The organism is Lawsonia intracellularis PHE/MN1-00 (assembly GCF_000055945.1).
Classification (GTDB): domain Bacteria; phylum Desulfobacterota; class Desulfovibrionia; order Desulfovibrionales; family Desulfovibrionaceae; genus Bilophila; species Bilophila intracellularis.
This window is the reverse complement of sequence record NC_008014.1, coordinates 112,486-130,429: the sequence shown is the minus strand read 5'-3', so window position 1 is coordinate 130,429 and position 17,944 is coordinate 112,486. Positions and strand designations below refer to the sequence as shown.

Below are 17,944 nucleotides of genomic sequence, written 5' to 3'. Positions count from 1 at the left end.
CATATATCTGTGGATTTAAATGGAGGATCTCTCTAGCACGCTTATAATCACCATATAGTCTATGTGCTAATAAATAAATGAAGGCTCTCCTCATGCTGAACAGTATATGTGATCAATGGTGGACGTATATTGAGAGCTATTGTCCCAAGTGACTGAATAGCTTCTGCAGCTGTTCTTAATGGTTCTGAAAACCCATGGACATCTTGTGTTGGAACATTCTTTCTGACTGCAACAAGACAATCTTGAATACGTGCACGAATATTACCTACAATTGTATCAAGTTGAAGAGGTGTAAGGGTGGGGGTAGTACACTCATCCAAAAACAATTGACTTGCTGTAAGAATAGCTAAAGCTGTCTGACTCAGTATCACGTGTAATATAATACCTATAGCTATGATATGTTGAGAAGACATACTTACATCGCACCCTGAGGCTATTTCATCCTGAACAACGTATTTCTCTATAGTACTATTAGGAGGAATAGCTAAAGAAGGCACTTGAGGATGTACTCCTGGACTTCCATTAGACGTCCATTGAACACTGCAATTACCTACTCCTGTAGGATACTTTTCATTGTATTCAAACGTTTTCATTCCACAACTTGGTGTAATTTTTGGGAAACAATCAGACCAATAAGGAAATCCTTTCATTACTGATGACACTGGGATATGTTCTAAGATAGCCTTTTGAACAGCAAGAAGTTCAGCAAGATATGCTTCTGGATGCAAAACAAAAATAGTAGTTGAACGTGGCACATCACCCGATGGATCATAAAAATCTAATATGTCCATTAATAGTTGCATTGTCTGAGATTGTACTCTAGGTGATGTAAAGTTTGTTTGGATATGCCTAGTTACATGTTGAGATGAATGCTCTAATAAGACTGTAGCAGCATTTTTAGCAGTAAGAGACGATTGTTCTGCCTGTGTTCTTTGTGTAGTATGTGTAAAAAAATTTGTATCTAATGCTGAAACAATAGCTTCAAATACAACTTCTGCATAATCAGGATGTTGTGCTGTATGATCAATCTGCCATGTTTTAATAACAACAGTTACACTCCCAAAAACTGGATGTATAAGCTCTCCTGGTCCTGGTTGTTCTAGTGCTTCAATAAGCTTTTGGAGATTGCTAAGATAATTCTCTCCCCAAAAAATAGCACGAATAGGGATAGTTCTTGCTGAACTGCCCATATCTTCCACGGCTCCACCTGAACGATATGGATATTCATGCACAACTAAAGACTTACTACCTTTATCTGTAATTGATTGTACATAAAAAGGAATGCCTCTAAATTGTGCATCAAGTAAATCTGTATTCCAACCCATCTATCGACAACCTCCAAAGAGCTTCACCACAACACAATAGTTACTCTATCATTATTTCAATCAACCAAAATAGGATACATCATTATAATAAAAAATAATTATCTACTATACTATCCTTAATATTTACTATTAAACGTATCCTATTTTTTTTAAGATTGTTTTCATATGAAATGTATAACTCTATAGTATTATTTTTGTGTACTAAAAAAATAAAAAAGGTACATTTTATTACTATAATTTGGGAAATAATATAAATATATAAAAAAATTTTTTTATATAGATAAAAAAATAGTTACATTCAATATATAGATACTAGGTTCGTAATGATTGGTTAGAGATATAGCGTTCAAAAAATTCACCTAATACTTGTCCATCAATTTCTATAGTTGTCATTAAATGTATTTGCTGTTCCAATGCATCTGTATTAGATGATTGTTCTATATCTTCAAACAAGGTATTTGTATTTTGTGTTTGAGATAAAAAAGGAATAAAATTCTCTTTGTCTCTATCACTAGTATATTTATCAACTATTCTATCTTCCTGTGAAAAAAAAGAACTCTTTAATGTAGTGTAATCTATATTATTACCAATCATTGAGGAGTTCTTACTTATGGGAACATAGTCAAGTTCTTCATGAGGCATAACTAACGCTATCTGTGGACTAGTAGTTACCTGCGGGAGCTGGCATTGTTGTTCAGTAAATAATGGATGTTGTGAGTTAGTAGTATTCTCTGTTGTGGCCTGCACCATAGATACCTCATTATACAATAATGGTGTTGGTGCTAATTGTGGATATTCTTTATATGGAGATAACCTGCTCTCTTTTATATAACCACTACCATCCATAGATGTAGAAAAGTCAAAAGAAAAACGTGGGACAACATTTCTCAATGGTTCTGAAGAAAGAGAACTCACCCTGCTATAGGTTTCTGTATTAATGAAAGATGCTTCTTTTACTTGCTTATTATATTTATTATGTATTGTTGCATCTCCAAAATCTGAGGGCTGTGTATTCTCTATTCTCTCAAAAGGGACATCACTATAATCTTCTATAGGTAATGGGAAATATTGTTTAGCAACGACTCTCTCTATATCCAATGCAGAACCTGGATGTAACTTGGCATCTTCTTTTTGGTTTTCATCCATAAGAGTAATAGTGTCTAACGCATTAGTATTCTTCATATTCTCTTCACCTAACCTACACTATGTTAACACAAAAACCACAGAAGTATCCCATCCATTACCAAAAACAAAACTAGGATTATAAGTAGCATACTAACAATAGATCCTATCGTTGCCGCAAGCTTAGATAGGTTGTTGGCATTTTTTGCTGTCTGACTTGTTGGTGTCTGCATTCAAGAAATCCCTCTGCTTCTTGGACTGACATAGAACGAATCTCAGATAAGCTAAAACCCATTTGCCGTAAGCAAAGCTCTAACACTCTGTATTCTTTGAGGCATTGCTCACGGCTTTTAGCTTTCCCCTTAGTGTTTCCTGTGCATCCTCAAGGATACCAAACTCTGTCGAAGCAAGAGTAGCTAACATTTCAGGAGTAATTGCCTCATCCTTAAATGAACCAAGTTGTGTTAACGTTCTTGCCCATTCATAACGACGGATTCGTGCTGTCGATGCACCTATTCCTGCTGCTTCAATAGCCTTTTCAATATCTTCAAGTGTAGCTAATCGCATAGTAAAGGTTTTATGAAAACATCCTTGATCATCTTGGTATCCAATTTCCAACTGACCGCTTATTTCCATATTATTCCTCAATCATATCTGTTGCGAACAAAGAAATTGTCCGTCTTGCCTCTCCTTCAACTTTATATGCTTCACCAACAGATGTAACGACACACCCTGTATAAGCAATACGTCCTTGTCCAGCAGCATTTGTTACATCCTTTGCTGGATAAATAACTAATTTTGCACCAGTAACTCCATCCCAACGAATCTGATTGTCAGATACAACAGGAACTTCTACCTTTAACTCATATTCCATGACGCCAGAAGCATAACCAGCAATCTTACCATTTCTATTCATTGTACGTACAGGAATACGACCTGTTGTAATTGTTGGAGAAAAAGCGGTACATTCAACCTCTTGGCCATCCACTTCAAGTATAATTGCTCCCACATATTGCTGTAATGCCATTTTTCACTCCTTTAGACTGATCCATTTCCCTGAAAGCATCGTTATGAACAAATATCTCTTTATCTTACTTAAGTTCTTTTCATTTTTTTGAATGGTACTAAAAAAAATTTAGTACCATTCAGAACTACTATCACTAGAAGTCAACAACACACCCTTACTATCCAATTATACTGTCTTTTTCTTACATCATGTTATAAAATGGGCTATATTTTCGCATTATTCTATAGTCAGTTAACTGCTAATGATAGTTAATGACAGCTTATTATAGTATTAAATCAATTCTGCCTGCAAAAATGTGTAAACCATTGACTACATCAGCAGGAATACGGGCATTTAAACGATTTGGATCTTCAATATCCCTTTCAACAATAACACCCTCTGCATTACTGGCTACTTCTTCAAGAATTTCTAACTCTTCCATCTTCCGCAAGACATCCAAAACTTCACTACGAACTTTTGGTAATGTCCGTGTAGAAAGTTTTTCTCTTGGGAATCTTAGACTCATACGTTCACGTATAGCTTTACGTAAATAATCCAATGTCCGAATGGTTGTAATATCAAGTAGTGCACTATCAGGAGAACCTTCACTATTCTTGGTATATGTACTAATAGCTCGGACAATAGAAACAACTTCACCAGTACCTACTTCAAGAGGTGTAACACCACTTTTCAAAGCTACTTCTTGCTGTGTGCGTGAAAGACGCTGACTTATTGGGGATGGAATAATACCTTTAAGGGTTAATCCATTTAACGGACGAGCTGGATCTTCTTCTGAAGCAATTGTTGCAGCATAAGAAGCTGCCACCTCATATGATAACGATGGGGTCCCTGGTAATACAGCACCTGTGAGACGTCCGCTATTCGTAGATTCAGCTAATGTAATAGCATCCTCTAGTGTCCCTGCAAAAGCGTACACACCTATAGCCCCTCGTTGTTCTAAAGGAGCACCCATAGATGCTAAATGATCGCTCAATGCTTTAAGATGTTCTGATTGTGTTGTCCCAACACAATAAATTGTATAATCTCCTGAAAAGACTTTAGCTAATGCTGCTTGAAAATCAGGTTCACCTTGTCCACCACTCATAGGTGTCAATGTGCATTTCATCCCAGGGACAGAAGACTGCACAGACACTGTAATACCATTGCCACATGTCCCTTTATTCTTAGCCGTAAGTGTTAATACCCCTGACTCTGTTACAGAAGCAACTACAGGGAGTTCTTCAACAAGATTTACAGCTTGGGCAAGTGTCACAGCGCAGTCTGAAGGTGTATCATCTTTAGCAAGAGCCATAGAAACTGTCTTTCCAGCAATAGTAATACTTACAACGCCAGCACTTTGTGCTTCTCCACTAGGTGTTACTACTGCTGTTGCAGCTAAACCACTTTCAGGATCTGCTAATGGCAACACGGTAAGATCAAGATATGGATTTGCATGCATGGCAGCCAAAACCATTGAATGGATTTGTGAACCAAAACCAAATAATAACCCTGCAGTATCTGCATCAAAAATCCGTCTTGGCTCGCATGGCTCTGTTCCGGTTTGCTGTGCAATAATAAGTAAAGACTGAGGATTACCTGGGAGGGTCCGTACAGCCAGTCGTGTATTAAACTCAAAATACTTTCCTGGTTTACGTATGTTGACAGGAATAGCGTCAAATTGAATATTTGGACTTGCCATAGCTTTTCCTTTTTTCGGGCTCAAAACCTAAAAACTGTCCCGATAGTTATATCTACCGCTTAATCAAGCGGTGTTGTTTATAAAGTACGTCCTTTTTCAAGAAGAGCCTGATCACATGCTTCCTCTTCTCCACCTATATAATAGCAAAGTTTCAATCTTTGCAGGGGAGGCAAGTATGGAACCTGAGTATTGCCTATCATTGTCCCTTCTGGCATAAGATAGCCTGAATATGGTTCATCTAATTGGCGCTTCCCAGGTTCACGAACGTAAAAACCATATGGTACAATCCACTCTTGAGCAAAAACAGATAGGCCCTGTTGTTTTGTCTTCCCATTAAAGAGACTTGTTGTTTCTCCTGGGACTAAACATTCTACTGAATTAATCCCAAGATCTCTAAATGCAAAGATTGACCGCATATCTGCCAACATTTGATATGTTCCTACATGGATCTTTGTACTATGACGGCTATCTGCCTCATTACGGATGCCTCGAGCTGCTACAAGCAACAATAACCGTGCTTCTACTTTGTATCGCTCATGCGTTACATCTACAGCAACTGGTGCACTCTCTCCTTTGAAAGCTAGCCATATACCTGGAAGTGAGCGCACAACATGAGGAACTTCTCCATCAAACTCGCCACCATATGAACCCACAAATCGCAAATATGGTAACTGTGCCTTGGTGATACAAGTAATCATTGCATCTTCTATCTGTGACAACATATAGACTCCATATATGCTATGCTCATATAGTCAATCTTGCTGGTAATGGTGTCTCTTGAGCTTTCTTATACCGTGCTCCTGTGACCTTCCAAAGCCTTGTACCAGCGTCAATGACGACCATTTGCTCTTCACTATTCACTGTAGGTAAAGGCAGTACAATCTCCCCTTGAGAAACCTTTATAAGCCATGCTATGGCTTGCTGATATCGTTGAACAATCAACGACGTCTCCAAAGCTTCTGCACTGGTCAACCGATAACGGACCATATCTCCTACTATAAATCGAAGAACAGGTGGTACTGGCTCAACTGGCACAATATAACGTTTACCCAGATATGAATCTGCTTCTGAACTTGCTTGATTGATAACCTCTGTGAGACGAGGCATATCTATATTCCCATCTTCATCACCACATAAGGCAAGCATTTCTGCTTCGCCAAACTGTGTCTGAAGATCTTTATATTGGACGTACATAGTTATCCCAACCAAGGACAATCAATGATTGTTGCAGAGTCATACCAGATATTTGAAGAGCCATTATCTAATCTTTCAGCTACAATAACCTTACGTGCACTTGATAAATGAACAGATGGAACAACCAATACAAGACCTTCTTTCCCTCCACGACCAAGACCAAGAGGACGTCCTCCATCAGCTGTAAAACTACGGATAGTCATTAATGCCCGCTCAAAGGATTCTGCATTCAAAGGTTCTGTTGAACGAACAGCCATTTGCCAAAAACCGTATCCAGCATTACAACGATAGCGAACACCAAAAGGAATGCTATCGGTTGTAAAAACATGTTCATTTTCAGGATTTGTAATTACTTGGAGTTCTGGGAGACTACGCTCTTGAAATAACAAAGGACGCAATGGACGAGACACGTCCAACAAAAACCAAGGAGCAACAGGGTCAACAACAACAACAACATTTTTAACTCCACTAACTGTAGGTGATAAACTATTAGAAACAGTTGTTTCAGCACCAGAACCATCTTCATTTTCATAGATGACATGTGCTGTATCAAAAAAATTATGACCATCAGAACATTTTGTTGTATGTCCTTCAGCAAGAAGTTTAAATACAAGCTCATCAGGATGAACAGCTGCTGCATATCCCATTTCTAAATAGAGTGGTTTATATACACCAAGTTCATCATCTTCAATAGCTGTAAGAGGGATACTTACTGTGGCTTCATAAAGCTTATTTGCAACTGTGTATTCATGTTCAGCAATATCTTGAAAGACCCTATTCCCTATCCACTCTTTAAGTTTAGGGAACTGTCCAAGCCAGCCATATGTATTGGAAGCACTAGAGCTAGGAACATGTGTTGCTGCCAATTGCTACTGAGGCTGTGCCTTAGCTTTACCTTCTTCAAAATCTGCACGAAAGCCTACGCGAAGCGCTTCCAACATTGTATTTGTTACAATAGCCATTATTGGCACTCCTTCTTATGTTTAATAAACGTTTCCACACTCATGCCCAGTTGTGACCGAACATGCTCCTCCTCTGTGGATAACAAAGCAGATTGTCCATACCCACTTTGACTTATATGAGACCCCTGACGTGTCTGCATAGACACAAGCGCAGCCATAGAAGTAGATGCTTCAAGAAAAGCACGTAACACTTCAGGATAACTCACCGCACACGCACGAGCCCAAGCTTCACAACTATGCTGTAGTCTACCATCAGACAATGCTTTCTCTATACATTGTTCTAGCTTTAGTGATTCTTCCTTACATTCGTATTCTTTGATACGTTCTTTTAATGATACAACTTCTTTTTGTGCTTCATGGTATAGTCCCATAAGCTCTGAGAAACGATCACTTGAAGCCTCTTGCTGTATATTAGATTTGGTAGAAACACTTCTATTCTTTTTAGAACGTTTTTGTTGTCCCTGGGTTTTTTTTATCTCTTCAAGAAATGCTGTTGCAGAAGCTTCTAAAGAAGAAACATTCTCTTTAAACAGATCGGTTTCTCCCTTTTCACAAAATTCCATTGCTAAGTGAAGAGCTCCACCTTTTTCCTGTAGAGGGTTAGACCCAGTATGTGAATATTTCTTCTTAGGAAGTTGTATTGTAGTATGTGTTTTAGCTTTTACAGGTTCCATTCCATCTAAAGCAGGCATATTTGTCAGTGCTGCACTACAAAGCTCTAATACTTCTCCTGTTGTTGCATCAAAAAGAAATGTGGGAGAAATATATTTATATTCCCCTGCTCGTATGTATTCTTTAGCCCTTGAGGTCCATTCTACACCTGCAAACATTCCATTCTCACGAAGAAGTAAACGTGTTATCCAACCAGCAGCAGGTGCTGGTTGACCGTTTCCTTTTGTTTCATATGTTTGGTGTTCATAATCAATCACAAGAGGTGTCTTACGTGTCTCCCAACGTCGTATAACCTCCTGTGCTCCAGACAAAGTAAGCTGCCATGACGTTGCTGGCACGCCTAATGTCCCAGGAGGTCCATCACGAGCTGTAAAGCTTCCCAAAGGAAACACATGTATTAAACCCTGCTCGTCTTCTATGGAATCCACTGGAACTTCAGCCATTAGAGAAACTAATGTCCTGTTCATACACCCCCCAATACTAAAATTAACAAGATAATTTCTTTCAATAATTGTCTGCTAGTTAGATATCTTGTCTATATTTAATGAGCCTTGGATATTTGAATATAGTGTTATGTGTTACATCTTTTGTAACTAGTTCATGTTTGACACCATAAAACGATTACTGTTTTAAAAAAGATTGAAGAATGTCAGCTGATATAAAAAAACTATAAAGATAAAGAGTGGCTAATGGATAAGTTAATCTATATTTTTTAGTGTATCTACTATATAGATACGTAATATGAATCTACTATAATAGAGGTATATTAGTAAAAATGTTGTGTATTTTGTTATAGAAGTATTTAAAAAATATTTTCTACATAAAAAAGATAATAGTAATAAATAAGATACTATCCTTAAAGGACTATAACATATCTATTATATCTACAATATATCGTATTACATCATTATAGCTATGTGAAATATTCAAATACCATATACCAATCTTCTTTAATTTTTAGGATACCATAATTCTACTGTATATATTGATATAATAAATTTTATATATTCTATTTATAAAATACATTATTTACAACAAGTTATGTTTATAGCCTTCATAGGGAAGCTAAAAAACCTCCTACAACTACTTGAATAAATTATCCTTTAAATATAGATAATTAACACGCTGATTGTACTGCGCCTTTATTTATTATGTAGATAGAAACTTCCATATATTATGGTTGGAGTTATGAAGTGAAATGTTTGATAAAAACATTTGCTATACTCATTTTTTCTTAAAAAAGAGGAATACTACCAATAGTCATAATCCGACTTATGACTTCTTCTTTTTTATCTATCTCATAGAGCATTCATAAACAAAAAACAAAAGAGGATACCCTACACTACGTAACATATTATTACCTAATAGTAACACGTTTTAAATAAAAGTAATATAATATGCTTAGTAATATATCAAAAAATAAAATCACAACTACACACTAATATTAACCATTATACTAAGGGAACCAAATATGAAAAACCTTATATCACAATATATTATGAACTTATCAGATACCTTTCAACAGCTGATAAGAAACATATGTATATATAAGGCCCAAACATTTAATACAATATTACATACAGTATATGATAAAAAAATACATAAAATTTTTAGAATACCAAAACATATAAAGCTAACCAAAACACTTTTACAACAAACAATAGCTATATTACTATTACCTTTTTTTTGCTTATTTTGTGGAAGCAGTGAACTCCTAGCTATGAACAATGGTAATGGTAAATCACCTAAACCCCTATGCCTTAAACTTGGTCCTGATGGTGGTACTCATCACTCAGGAGGAAGCTCTGGTGGCTCTTCACCAATTACAAGTCAGCCACAATCTTCAGGCTTTGGTTCATCTAGTCCATCAGTAAGTTCTGGGAGTAGTTCCGTAGAAGTTACAAGAGGACTTTCTAGTCCTCAAGAATGTTGTCCTCCCTGTGATAAAAATAGTCTTGACGCCTGCCTGAAAGGAGCATGTATTGGTGCTGGTCTTGGTATTGGAGCAGGGATGATTCCATTTGGTGCAATGACAAGCTGTGCTTGTCCTGCGACAGGGTCTGTGGGAGCTGGAACTTGTCTTGGTGGTTCTGTTGCTGGCGCAGCATTAGGAACAGCATGTTCACTTTGTAAAACACATGGATGTCAACAAGATTCTCCCTATGTTACATGTGATAAAGACATGGTTAAAGTTACAGGTTTAGGGATTTCAGCTGGTGGACTCCTTGGCGCTGGAGTTGGTCTTGTCACTAGTGCAGCAACAGGTGCTCCCTGCCCAGACATGGCTGCAGCATGTGGAATTGGAGCTGGAATTGGGGCTGCAATAGGTGGTCCATTAAGTTCATGTTTATATGCTACTTCAGCAATGTGTTGCCAATCATCAAGCAGAATAACAAGCAATATTAGCGAACATCAGTCAAGTCGATTAGCTCAACACCATTTGACCTCAAGTACATCACACCTCCCAATCACAACACAACCTCAATCATTTTCTGGACAAGCTACTGATCCACATATGACAAATGAAGATATTGATAGAGGAACTTGTCCTTCCCCATGTTGTACTATGACAGACTATACTGTTAGGGTTTGCACGTATCCAGATCCATGTGATCATTTTGCAGGGTGGGCAACTTTTGGATCATGTCTTGGTACACTCTTTGGCTCACTGGGCGCTTATCTCCTTGGTGCTGATGTTTCAACAACTGCTAGCTTTGTTTCCTCAGGGAGTTTATGTACATGTGGTCTCTTAGGTATGGGTTATTATTGTAAAAAATATGGGAATCAACACTTAAGGGAAGATGGACATACAACAAGGGAAATAAATGATACAGAAGAATGTAAGACATGCTGTAAAAGTATATGTGAAAAAATGGCATTAGGAGCTGCTGTTGGTACAGGGGCTGGTTGTATTGCAGGCACTTGTGCAGGAGGCATTATGTCTCACTGGGACCTTAGTAAAATGATAGAAAGTGCTGCTGCAGGTGCAGGTTCAGGTTGTTGTACTGGTAGTCTTTGTGGATTTTTATGGTGGTTCCTTGGCGAATTAGAAAGAGATGGCTTTTTGGACTGCTGTTTAAAAAAACATGGCATAAAATCAAAAAAAGAGGGACAACCAATCACAGAACAACCACAACGACAACCACAAGTTTCATCAGAATTTTCAACAGAAGATAAACAATGCATTAAAGAAGTATGTTGTGGTGCCACAAGTAGTGGTTTATGTAATTGTTGTATAGGAGGAGCTAGTAGTGCTATGGCACATGGTTGTGGCTCATCAGCAGCAGTAACCGCTATAACAAGTGGTGCTACTGGCTGTGCCACAGGTGCAGCTTGTGCTCTTCTTACACACTGTTTAAAAAAACACCATCCTAAAAAATGGGCAAAAATACAACAAGCTATGCATTCTCTTGTAACATGTGTGGCAGCGCCTGTAACCTCCCAACCACAGCCAAGAGAGGAAAATGATAATGATGACGAAAGACCTGGACCATCATCAGGAGGCCATGGCTTAGGATTTGGTCCAGAAGATTATCCACTATTATCAGCAAATCAACAGAATAATAGTGATACTGATAGTGATGATGATAATGATGACAAGAGACAACAGAATAGTGGTAGTTCATCTCAACATGATGGAGGTAGTAATGATGGTCCCTCAGATGATGAACAAAGTAAAAAAAGTAAAGGAAAAGGCAAAGGTAAGGGGAAAGGCAAAGGACAAAAAAATGGAGAGCAACAACAGCAGCCAACAGCTCTAACAAGAGGACCTTTAGGTGGCATGGGTGGAAGACATGGGTACAAATGTTATGACACATTTATACCAGGATATAATCGTGCTGGACAAATAAGCTCTCTTCAAAGTATGCAAAGTATATTGTTAGGCTCTTCAGAACAAGTTCTATATTCATTACGGCTACTTGCACTAAAAGCATATACAAATACCTCATATGAAGATGATAGCCTTCAACTTATGACAAGGTTCACATCAAAACGTCATATACTTTCAGGTCCTCATCAGAAAAACACACAAAATACACTTACATCAGCATTCAAATCATATGCTATGTTTGGTTTTATAGATAACTATACAGCAAACTTAGAACGCAAATGTCGTGGAGGTCGAATTGGTATTATAACAAACCTTATGCCAAATGTACGACTCGGATTGGCTTATAATCGTAATAAAGAAGTAGCAAAAGAACATATAGGTATGCGCTTTGGAACAGCAAGTGGTTCTGTAAAAGCACAAACAACAACAGATAGTCTTTCAGCTGTTATTAGTTGGAATACAGACAAATTTGGCTTCACAGGACATCTTGCAAGTTGTTATGGATGGGGTAAAGTAAAAACAAATCGTTACTTTACACACGGAGACTCAGAGGTCGGGGCTAAAGGAAAACCAGATATCAGTTTAGGTGGAGGCCTTTTCCAATTAGGCTATAACCTTCCTATTACAAAACGCTTCTCCTTTACACCATACATAGAGTACATGATCTCAACAGTATCATGGAGTTCTTATAGCGAAAAAACTGGTCCGCTTCCTTGCAAAATCAGTCAAAATAAAGAATATGTTATGGAACAAAGTATTGGTCTTCGTAATCAATGGAAAGTAACAACAAACAGTCAACTTCAATCATGGGTTTCCGCTATCTCTGGGAAACGTACTTTAGAAGGTATCCATTCAAAACCATTAATTGCACAAATTGATAGGTATAAGGCATCCATTCCTACATATAAAAAACGTTATGTAAGAACAGAGTTGGGTCTTTCTTATGAAGCAAACATTATAGATACTATTAATATTGGTATAAACACATCCGTACGTCTTGAAAAAACAAAACGTTTTGAAGGACAGCAAATAAATACATATATCCAATATACATACTAGTATGTAACATATACAATTAGGATATATCTATTTGTTATCACAACATATACCAGGGCTTACTTGCCCTGGTATATGTTTATGGACTATATATCTATTTCGTAGAAAAACTATCTAACTTAGAAAAACTTATGTAAAAAAACAAGGGATATTACAATAATAATTCTCTCAACATATTATCTATAATAAAAAGTAGATGATATGTTTTAACTTATAAGCTATTCGGCAAAATGTCCACCTTTCGGTAAAATAATCACTCATTAACGACAAAACAATCACTATTTTTCGTTAAAATGCCCACTTAATAACGGTAAAATATCCACTTAGATAGATATAAAACCTTTATATATGTAGGACTCACAAACTACTCTAAGGATCTTAAGGAAAACAAAAAAAGAAAAAGAAAAGACATCATGTTATCTATTACTAATAAATAATACCTCAAAAATATCTTTATTAAAAAAATAAAAATAATAGAGATAATAAGTAAAAATATAGTAAAAATGGACTATTCTAAGCCTTCTGGTTCATCGTAATCTGTTGGACGTGGATATTTGCCCTGTTGCTGCATGGTTTGTATCCATTGCTGAAGGATGGCTGTTGCTTGATTTTCATCTTGAGCTTCTTTTTCTATCTTCCAGTTAAGATAACGAAGGTAACATGCAACATGTGCATCATCAAACTGTTGAATTTGAAATGCTTTCCTAAGATGTTCTAAGTGGATGCGTTTTAATCCTGCTGCAAAAGCATATGGCCAGAGCATACTAAGCATATCAGAATCAACATCCCAAATAGGATTTGTGTGTATTGTTGATGTCTGTTGAGAAGTAGAAGGTTGATGAGAAGGTATATGTTGTGCATAGGTTGGTTGAGTGACTGTCACTGACGGTAATAAAGAAGACCCATCAGCAAATTCTATATATACACCATGTGCATCACCAGTACGGATTTGAGTTGTATAAATAACTCCTTCTCTTACAAGTCTGCTAATGGTATTTCGCACTGTCCCATAAGAGAGTCCAAGAACAGTGGCAAGACGTTTAAGGTTTATTGTTACATGAGAAAATTCTTGCTTTAGTTGTGTAAGGGCATCTAATACAATTTGTCTTGCTCCACCAATAGTTGCGGTATTAATTTGAACAGTACTGAGTGCATCAGAAGAAAAATGACCCCAAGGGATAGATTGTGATTGTTTTTTTGTGTCACAAGCTGTCATTGTCTGTTTTAAACTATCATTATCTATTAATGGCTGAGTAGATGTAGTAGGTGTACCTATAAAAGAAGTATTGATATGGTTGTCTTCAGGTGAAGGAATATCTTGATGAGATATATTTTCTTGTAATATATCCGTTTCAAAAAGCATGCTCTTTGAAGGCTGGGTATATTGTAGGGATTCAGATGGGAGTACAGATAATGGGCTGTCATTAGCTGCCATTAAATTATTGTTGTCTACTAATGTTTGTTGATGACTGTCTGATGACTGATCGATGACTGTTGTTGATAGTTTAGTAGAGGGTATATCAACACTTTCTGGATCTGCTAATAGATTATTACTATATTTTTGTTGATTGTTTTTAGACTGTAGCAGCTGACTAGAATCAGTAGTGTCAATTGATGACAGTTGATGGCTGTATAGTACAGTTTGATCTATACTGTTGGTTGATTGTTCTTCCGGAGAAATTGATATGGATACATTGATAGATGGCTCTTTTTGAGTAGGAGCTATTTGGCCATCTTTTGGTTTTGCAGGCTGCTTTTGGGAAGTCTGTTGCGTTTGTTCTTTTTTGTTAGATACTTTTTTTGTCAATTGTTTCGTATCTGTTACTAGTTGTATGGTATTTTTATGTTTTTTAGGAATAGAGCGATTTTTTTTAGTTGTTGTAGAGTCTATTTGTTCATTTTGTGGATGCTCTGGAGGAGTCCTCATATTACGCATTTGTTCAGCAGCATCTTTTAATTGTGCGGTAAGTGTTGCTGCAAAGTCATCCAGTTGATTTTTTGCCATGGTGTATTATCCTACTCTGATTCTAATGGATGTGTGTCTGTAATGAGGGCATGTGGATTTTTTAGTCGAACTTCAATTTCTTGTGTCAATTCTCTGTAGCTTCTGCATGATGAGCAACTGTCATCATAGTCACATACTGCTCGATTACTCATGACAGCTTTGTTTAGTGTTGTATTTCGGGGAATTGTTGTTTGAAAAACCATATCTTCGCCAAATGTTCCAATTGCAACACTTCTGATAGTTTTTGCAGCATTATTTCGTCCATCAAACATTGTTAGTAAGACACCCATAATTGCAAGATTTGATTCTGTATCTGCACGAAGTGTCTCAGCTACTTTAATAAGATGGCTTACACCAGATAATGCATATGTGTCTTCGACACCTACAGGAATGATCACATAGTCGGTGATAACAAGTGCATTTGTGAGAAGTGTCCCCTCAATAGTTGGTGGGCAGTCAAGGATAATATAGTCGTATTCTTTAAGTGCTGCTTCATCCAATGCTTGTCGAAAGCCAAAAAATCGTTTGATAGAATTAGATAGCGTTCCTACTGTTGCATATACGTTAAGATTTGCAGGGATAATATCTAAATTTTCATATTTTGAGCTTACTGCAGCTGTAGAGAAAGAAAGACCTGTAAAAAGGTTAGCCACAGTTCGTGGTTGTTCATAGGGTGAGATTGTTCCTAGTGTAAGTGATGCATTTCCCTGAGGATCACAGTCTACAACAAGGACACGACGTTTACGTTTTGTAAGACAGTAAGCAACATTTACAGCACTTGCTGTTTTACCAACACCACCCTTATGATTTGCAAAGGCAATAACTTTAGCGAGCATTAATGTCTCCGTAGCTGAACAGTATAAATGTATTTCTCACATGATAGATAAAAAAAGTCAAGAATTACCAGAAGAAAATGTTGTTAGATAGCTTGAATATGAGAACGTAATAAGCTATATATTGTCTGGGTATAGATATTTTTTTTTTTTAAGATATCTATTAAGTATAGAAGTATCCTTAGAATAAAAAGGAATATATATAATATATAATGTTAAGATAGAGGGGGAATAGAAGAAAGTATTTTCTATATAGTAGAAAGATATATCTTTCTTTATGTAAACTTTTTTTGAAAAGATATCTAACAGGCCAGAATTAGTTGTAGCTATATATAAAAATCGTTGCTACTTATCTAGTGTAGATAGTTGAATATAGCTAATAGAGTAAGGATTAGATCGGAGATAATAGTAAATGAGTTCTTTTTAGAGCATTTTTTCTTTGACGAGATAGTTATGTTCCTTGATGAATGTAGAACATGTTTTTAGTAATGAAAGGTGAGGTTAGAGATGGCAAAAAAAGAGGAATCTCCTCTAGCATTACAAAAGAAGAGTACTAAAAATAGTCAACAGATTAGCGCATCTTCACTACATCTTTCCCAAGTAGAGCTTGAAGCATTACGATCATATAATACTATTTTGGCTGTTCAATATGAATCTTGTCAGGAGCACCATACAGAGCTCCCTCCACTACTTGAAGCTGTTATTCGTAACTGGAAGGCTTCAGGATGTCCTACATTAGCAGATATAGGTAGAACACCAGTTGAAGCACCTCAATCTATGTTATCAGTAGCAGAAGCTCAGGGGAGAGAAACCACCAAAGCTGTTGCGACTATTGTTAAAAAAACACCCCCTGAACAAGGAAATCTCTTAGTTTGGTGTGGATATCCTACAAGTATTTCTCGTGTTTCTCCTTTTTTCCCTATGAATAATAAAGAAAAAGGACGAAGAGATATTATTGTAAAGAATTTAAAGGCATCTATTCAGGATAAGTCAAAAATTGTAGAGTCATCTTGCTATCTCATTAATGAGCTTGTTTCTTCAGGTCCATGGGGTGAAATCATATATACAGGGCCAAAGTTGAGTATAGAAGAAGAGGATGCTCTTATGGCTCTATTAGCTATTATTGAGATGGGAAAGTTAGATCGGACACCAACTCGTAAAACTCAAAGACAAAATGATGATGATATGGAGCAGCTTGTGGATGATCTCCCACCAGCTAAACTTTCGCCAGAACAAACAGCAACATTGATTGGTAATAGTAAGAATACACTTCCTCTTTCATTTACATATAGAGGTCCTGTTCTTCCTATTTTACGTCTTATGGGTCATAAGCGGCCAGGAGCAAATCATTATGAGAAGCTTATTACCAGCTTAAAGAGTTTAGCCTTAGGATCGATGCAGCTTTTTGTACGTGAAAAAGGTGAAGACCTCCAATATGATCTTTCTCAAATTATTTCTAACTTACGTCTTCGACCAAAAGATAGAGAAATTTCTGTCACTGTAAATCCTTTTTTCTATCAAATGTATTTGGCGAATAGTCTTACATGGATCAATATTACAAAGCGTTTCCAAATTAGGGGTAGTATTGCTAAGGCAATGTATCGTTTTTGTCAGTCTCATAGAGATAATCCTGTCTTTCGTGGTAATATTATGACATTAGCTTTAGCGTTGAATATGGATCCTCATGTTCCTTTAAAAGAGACACGTCGACAGATTCGAGAGGCTATTGCAGAGCTTGTTGAAAAAAAGGTTCTTGAATCTACAAGTCTTCTTTCACGTACAAACCTTGTATTATTAAATAGAACAGCAGAAGCATTACCTTCTAAGAAGAGAATATCATCACAACACAAGTAATTATGATGGCTCATTACTGTTAATACTAGTCTGGTTACAATTAATGACAGTTAGTAATAATAGCATACTATCATTAGCTATATCTAGTTGTATTAATTTTTTTTAATAAAAAATTATTGATAAAACTAGTTAGATATTAATCGTCTATGACGATTTTTTGATATGTAAAAAGGTGGACATTTTGCCGAAGGATGTCAGTATATATACTAAGTGTTATAGTAATATTTTTCATATATTATGAATCAGATGGTAAAATTCGTCTGTAATTATCTGTTAATGACACCTTATTGCTCTTAAAAACAACTAGTTATAATAACTAACTGTCAATAGATGACTAAGTAATACATTATCTTTATTAACGTATCATTAACTTTAAAAATAGAG

14 protein-coding genes are annotated in these 17,944 nt (G+C 36.5%); 2 read left to right on the top strand and 12 right to left on the bottom strand.

Annotation, left to right across the window (positions count from 1 at the left end; genetic code table 11):
- Positions 1-59 precede the first annotated feature (59 nt).
- The 10 genes from LI_RS07160 to LI_RS07120 form a co-directional block, all read right to left on the bottom strand.
- Positions 60-1,325: a DNA circularization protein gene (locus LI_RS07160; RefSeq protein WP_011527393.1), complete on the bottom strand. Its 1,266-nt coding sequence runs from the start codon at positions 1,323-1,325 to the stop codon at positions 60-62.
- A 312-nt stretch (positions 1,326-1,637) separates the two neighbouring features.
- Positions 1,638-2,507: a hypothetical protein gene (locus LI_RS07155; RefSeq protein ID WP_011527392.1), complete on the bottom strand. Its 870-nt coding sequence runs from the start codon at positions 2,505-2,507 to the stop codon at positions 1,638-1,640.
- 106 nt (positions 2,508-2,613) lie between these two features.
- Positions 2,614-2,766, bottom strand: coding sequence for a hypothetical protein (locus LI_RS07560; RefSeq protein ID WP_155800204.1), 153 nt, complete (start codon positions 2,764-2,766; stop codon positions 2,614-2,616).
- The gene (locus LI_RS07150; protein WP_011527391.1) at positions 2,760-3,083 is read right to left on the bottom strand and encodes a hypothetical protein; all 324 of its coding nucleotides are present in this window, start codon (positions 3,081-3,083) and stop codon (positions 2,760-2,762) included. The genes LI_RS07560 and LI_RS07150 overlap by 7 nt, the downstream gene beginning before the upstream one ends.
- Position 3,084: 1 nt before the next feature.
- Positions 3,085-3,474 (bottom strand): hypothetical protein, encoded by a 390-nt coding sequence (locus LI_RS07145; protein ID WP_011527390.1) that lies wholly within the window; start codon positions 3,472-3,474, stop codon positions 3,085-3,087.
- A 262-nt stretch (positions 3,475-3,736) separates the two neighbouring features.
- Positions 3,737-5,152, bottom strand: a complete 1,416-nt coding sequence (locus tag LI_RS07140; protein ID WP_011527389.1) for a phage tail sheath C-terminal domain-containing protein — start codon at positions 5,150-5,152, stop codon at positions 3,737-3,739.
- A 77-nt stretch (positions 5,153-5,229) separates the two neighbouring features.
- The gene (locus LI_RS07135; RefSeq protein WP_011527388.1) at positions 5,230-5,874 is read right to left on the bottom strand and encodes a DUF1834 family protein; all 645 of its coding nucleotides are present in this window, start codon (positions 5,872-5,874) and stop codon (positions 5,230-5,232) included.
- A gap of 22 nt (positions 5,875-5,896) precedes the next feature.
- Positions 5,897-6,346 (bottom strand): gp436 family protein, encoded by a 450-nt coding sequence (locus LI_RS07130; RefSeq protein ID WP_011527387.1) that lies wholly within the window; start codon positions 6,344-6,346, stop codon positions 5,897-5,899.
- A gap of 2 nt (positions 6,347-6,348) precedes the next feature.
- A complete protein-coding gene (locus LI_RS07125; RefSeq protein WP_011527386.1) occupies positions 6,349-7,212 on the bottom strand; it encodes a Mu-like prophage major head subunit gpT family protein in 864 nt (287 codons plus the stop codon).
- Positions 7,213-7,307: 95 nt separating this feature from the next.
- A complete protein-coding gene (locus LI_RS07120) occupies positions 7,308-8,447 on the bottom strand; it encodes a phage protease (RefSeq protein ID WP_011527385.1) in 1,140 nt (379 codons plus the stop codon).
- 1,004 nt (positions 8,448-9,451) lie between these two features.
- On the opposite strand from LI_RS07120, the gene LI_RS07115 reads away from it, so the two are divergent.
- A complete protein-coding gene (locus LI_RS07115; protein ID WP_011527384.1) occupies positions 9,452-12,871 on the top strand; it encodes an autotransporter outer membrane beta-barrel domain-containing protein in 3,420 nt (1,139 codons plus the stop codon).
- A gap of 505 nt (positions 12,872-13,376) precedes the next feature.
- Here LI_RS07115 and LI_RS07110 read toward each other — a convergent pair.
- A complete protein-coding gene (locus LI_RS07110) occupies positions 13,377-14,873 on the bottom strand; it encodes a hypothetical protein (RefSeq protein WP_011527383.1) in 1,497 nt (498 codons plus the stop codon).
- Positions 14,874-14,884: 11 nt separating this feature from the next.
- Positions 14,885-15,709, bottom strand: a complete 825-nt coding sequence (locus tag LI_RS07105; protein WP_011527382.1) for a ParA family protein — start codon at positions 15,707-15,709, stop codon at positions 14,885-14,887.
- A gap of 504 nt (positions 15,710-16,213) precedes the next feature.
- Between LI_RS07105 and LI_RS07100 the strand changes: the two genes are divergently transcribed.
- Entirely contained in the window at positions 16,214-17,560 is a 1,347-nt protein-coding gene (locus LI_RS07100) for a hypothetical protein (RefSeq protein ID WP_223604262.1), read from the top strand.
- Positions 17,561-17,944 lie beyond the last annotated feature (384 nt).

Excerpts from the sequence above, each read along its gene's own strand:
- LI_RS07145 (WP_011527390.1), bottom strand. The coding sequence starts at position 3,474 with ATGGCATTACAGCAATATGTGGGAGCAATTATACTTGAAGTGGATGGC.
- LI_RS07100 (WP_223604262.1), top strand. The coding sequence starts at position 16,214 with ATGGCAAAAAAAGAGGAATCTCCTCTAGCATTACAAAAGAAGAGTACT.
- LI_RS07155 (WP_011527392.1), bottom strand. The coding sequence starts at position 2,507 with ATGAAGAATACTAATGCGTTAGACACTATTACTCTTATGGATGAAAAC.
- LI_RS07120 (WP_011527385.1), bottom strand. The coding sequence starts at position 8,447 with ATGAACAGGACATTAGTTTCTCTAATGGCTGAAGTTCCAGTGGATTCC.
- LI_RS07115 (WP_011527384.1), top strand. The coding sequence starts at position 9,452 with ATGAAAAACCTTATATCACAATATATTATGAACTTATCAGATACCTTT.
- LI_RS07105 (WP_011527382.1), bottom strand. The coding sequence starts at position 15,709 with ATGCTCGCTAAAGTTATTGCCTTTGCAAATCATAAGGGTGGTGTTGGT.
- LI_RS07140 (WP_011527389.1), bottom strand. The coding sequence starts at position 5,152 with ATGGCAAGTCCAAATATTCAATTTGACGCTATTCCTGTCAACATACGT.
- LI_RS07160 (WP_011527393.1), bottom strand. The coding sequence starts at position 1,325 with ATGGGTTGGAATACAGATTTACTTGATGCACAATTTAGAGGCATTCCT.
- LI_RS07135 (WP_011527388.1), bottom strand. The coding sequence starts at position 5,874 with ATGTTGTCACAGATAGAAGATGCAATGATTACTTGTATCACCAAGGCA.
- LI_RS07130 (WP_011527387.1), bottom strand. The coding sequence starts at position 6,346 with ATGTACGTCCAATATAAAGATCTTCAGACACAGTTTGGCGAAGCAGAA.
- LI_RS07150 (WP_011527391.1), bottom strand. The coding sequence starts at position 3,083 with ATGGAAATAAGCGGTCAGTTGGAAATTGGATACCAAGATGATCAAGGA.
- LI_RS07110 (WP_011527383.1), bottom strand. The coding sequence starts at position 14,873 with ATGGCAAAAAATCAACTGGATGACTTTGCAGCAACACTTACCGCACAA.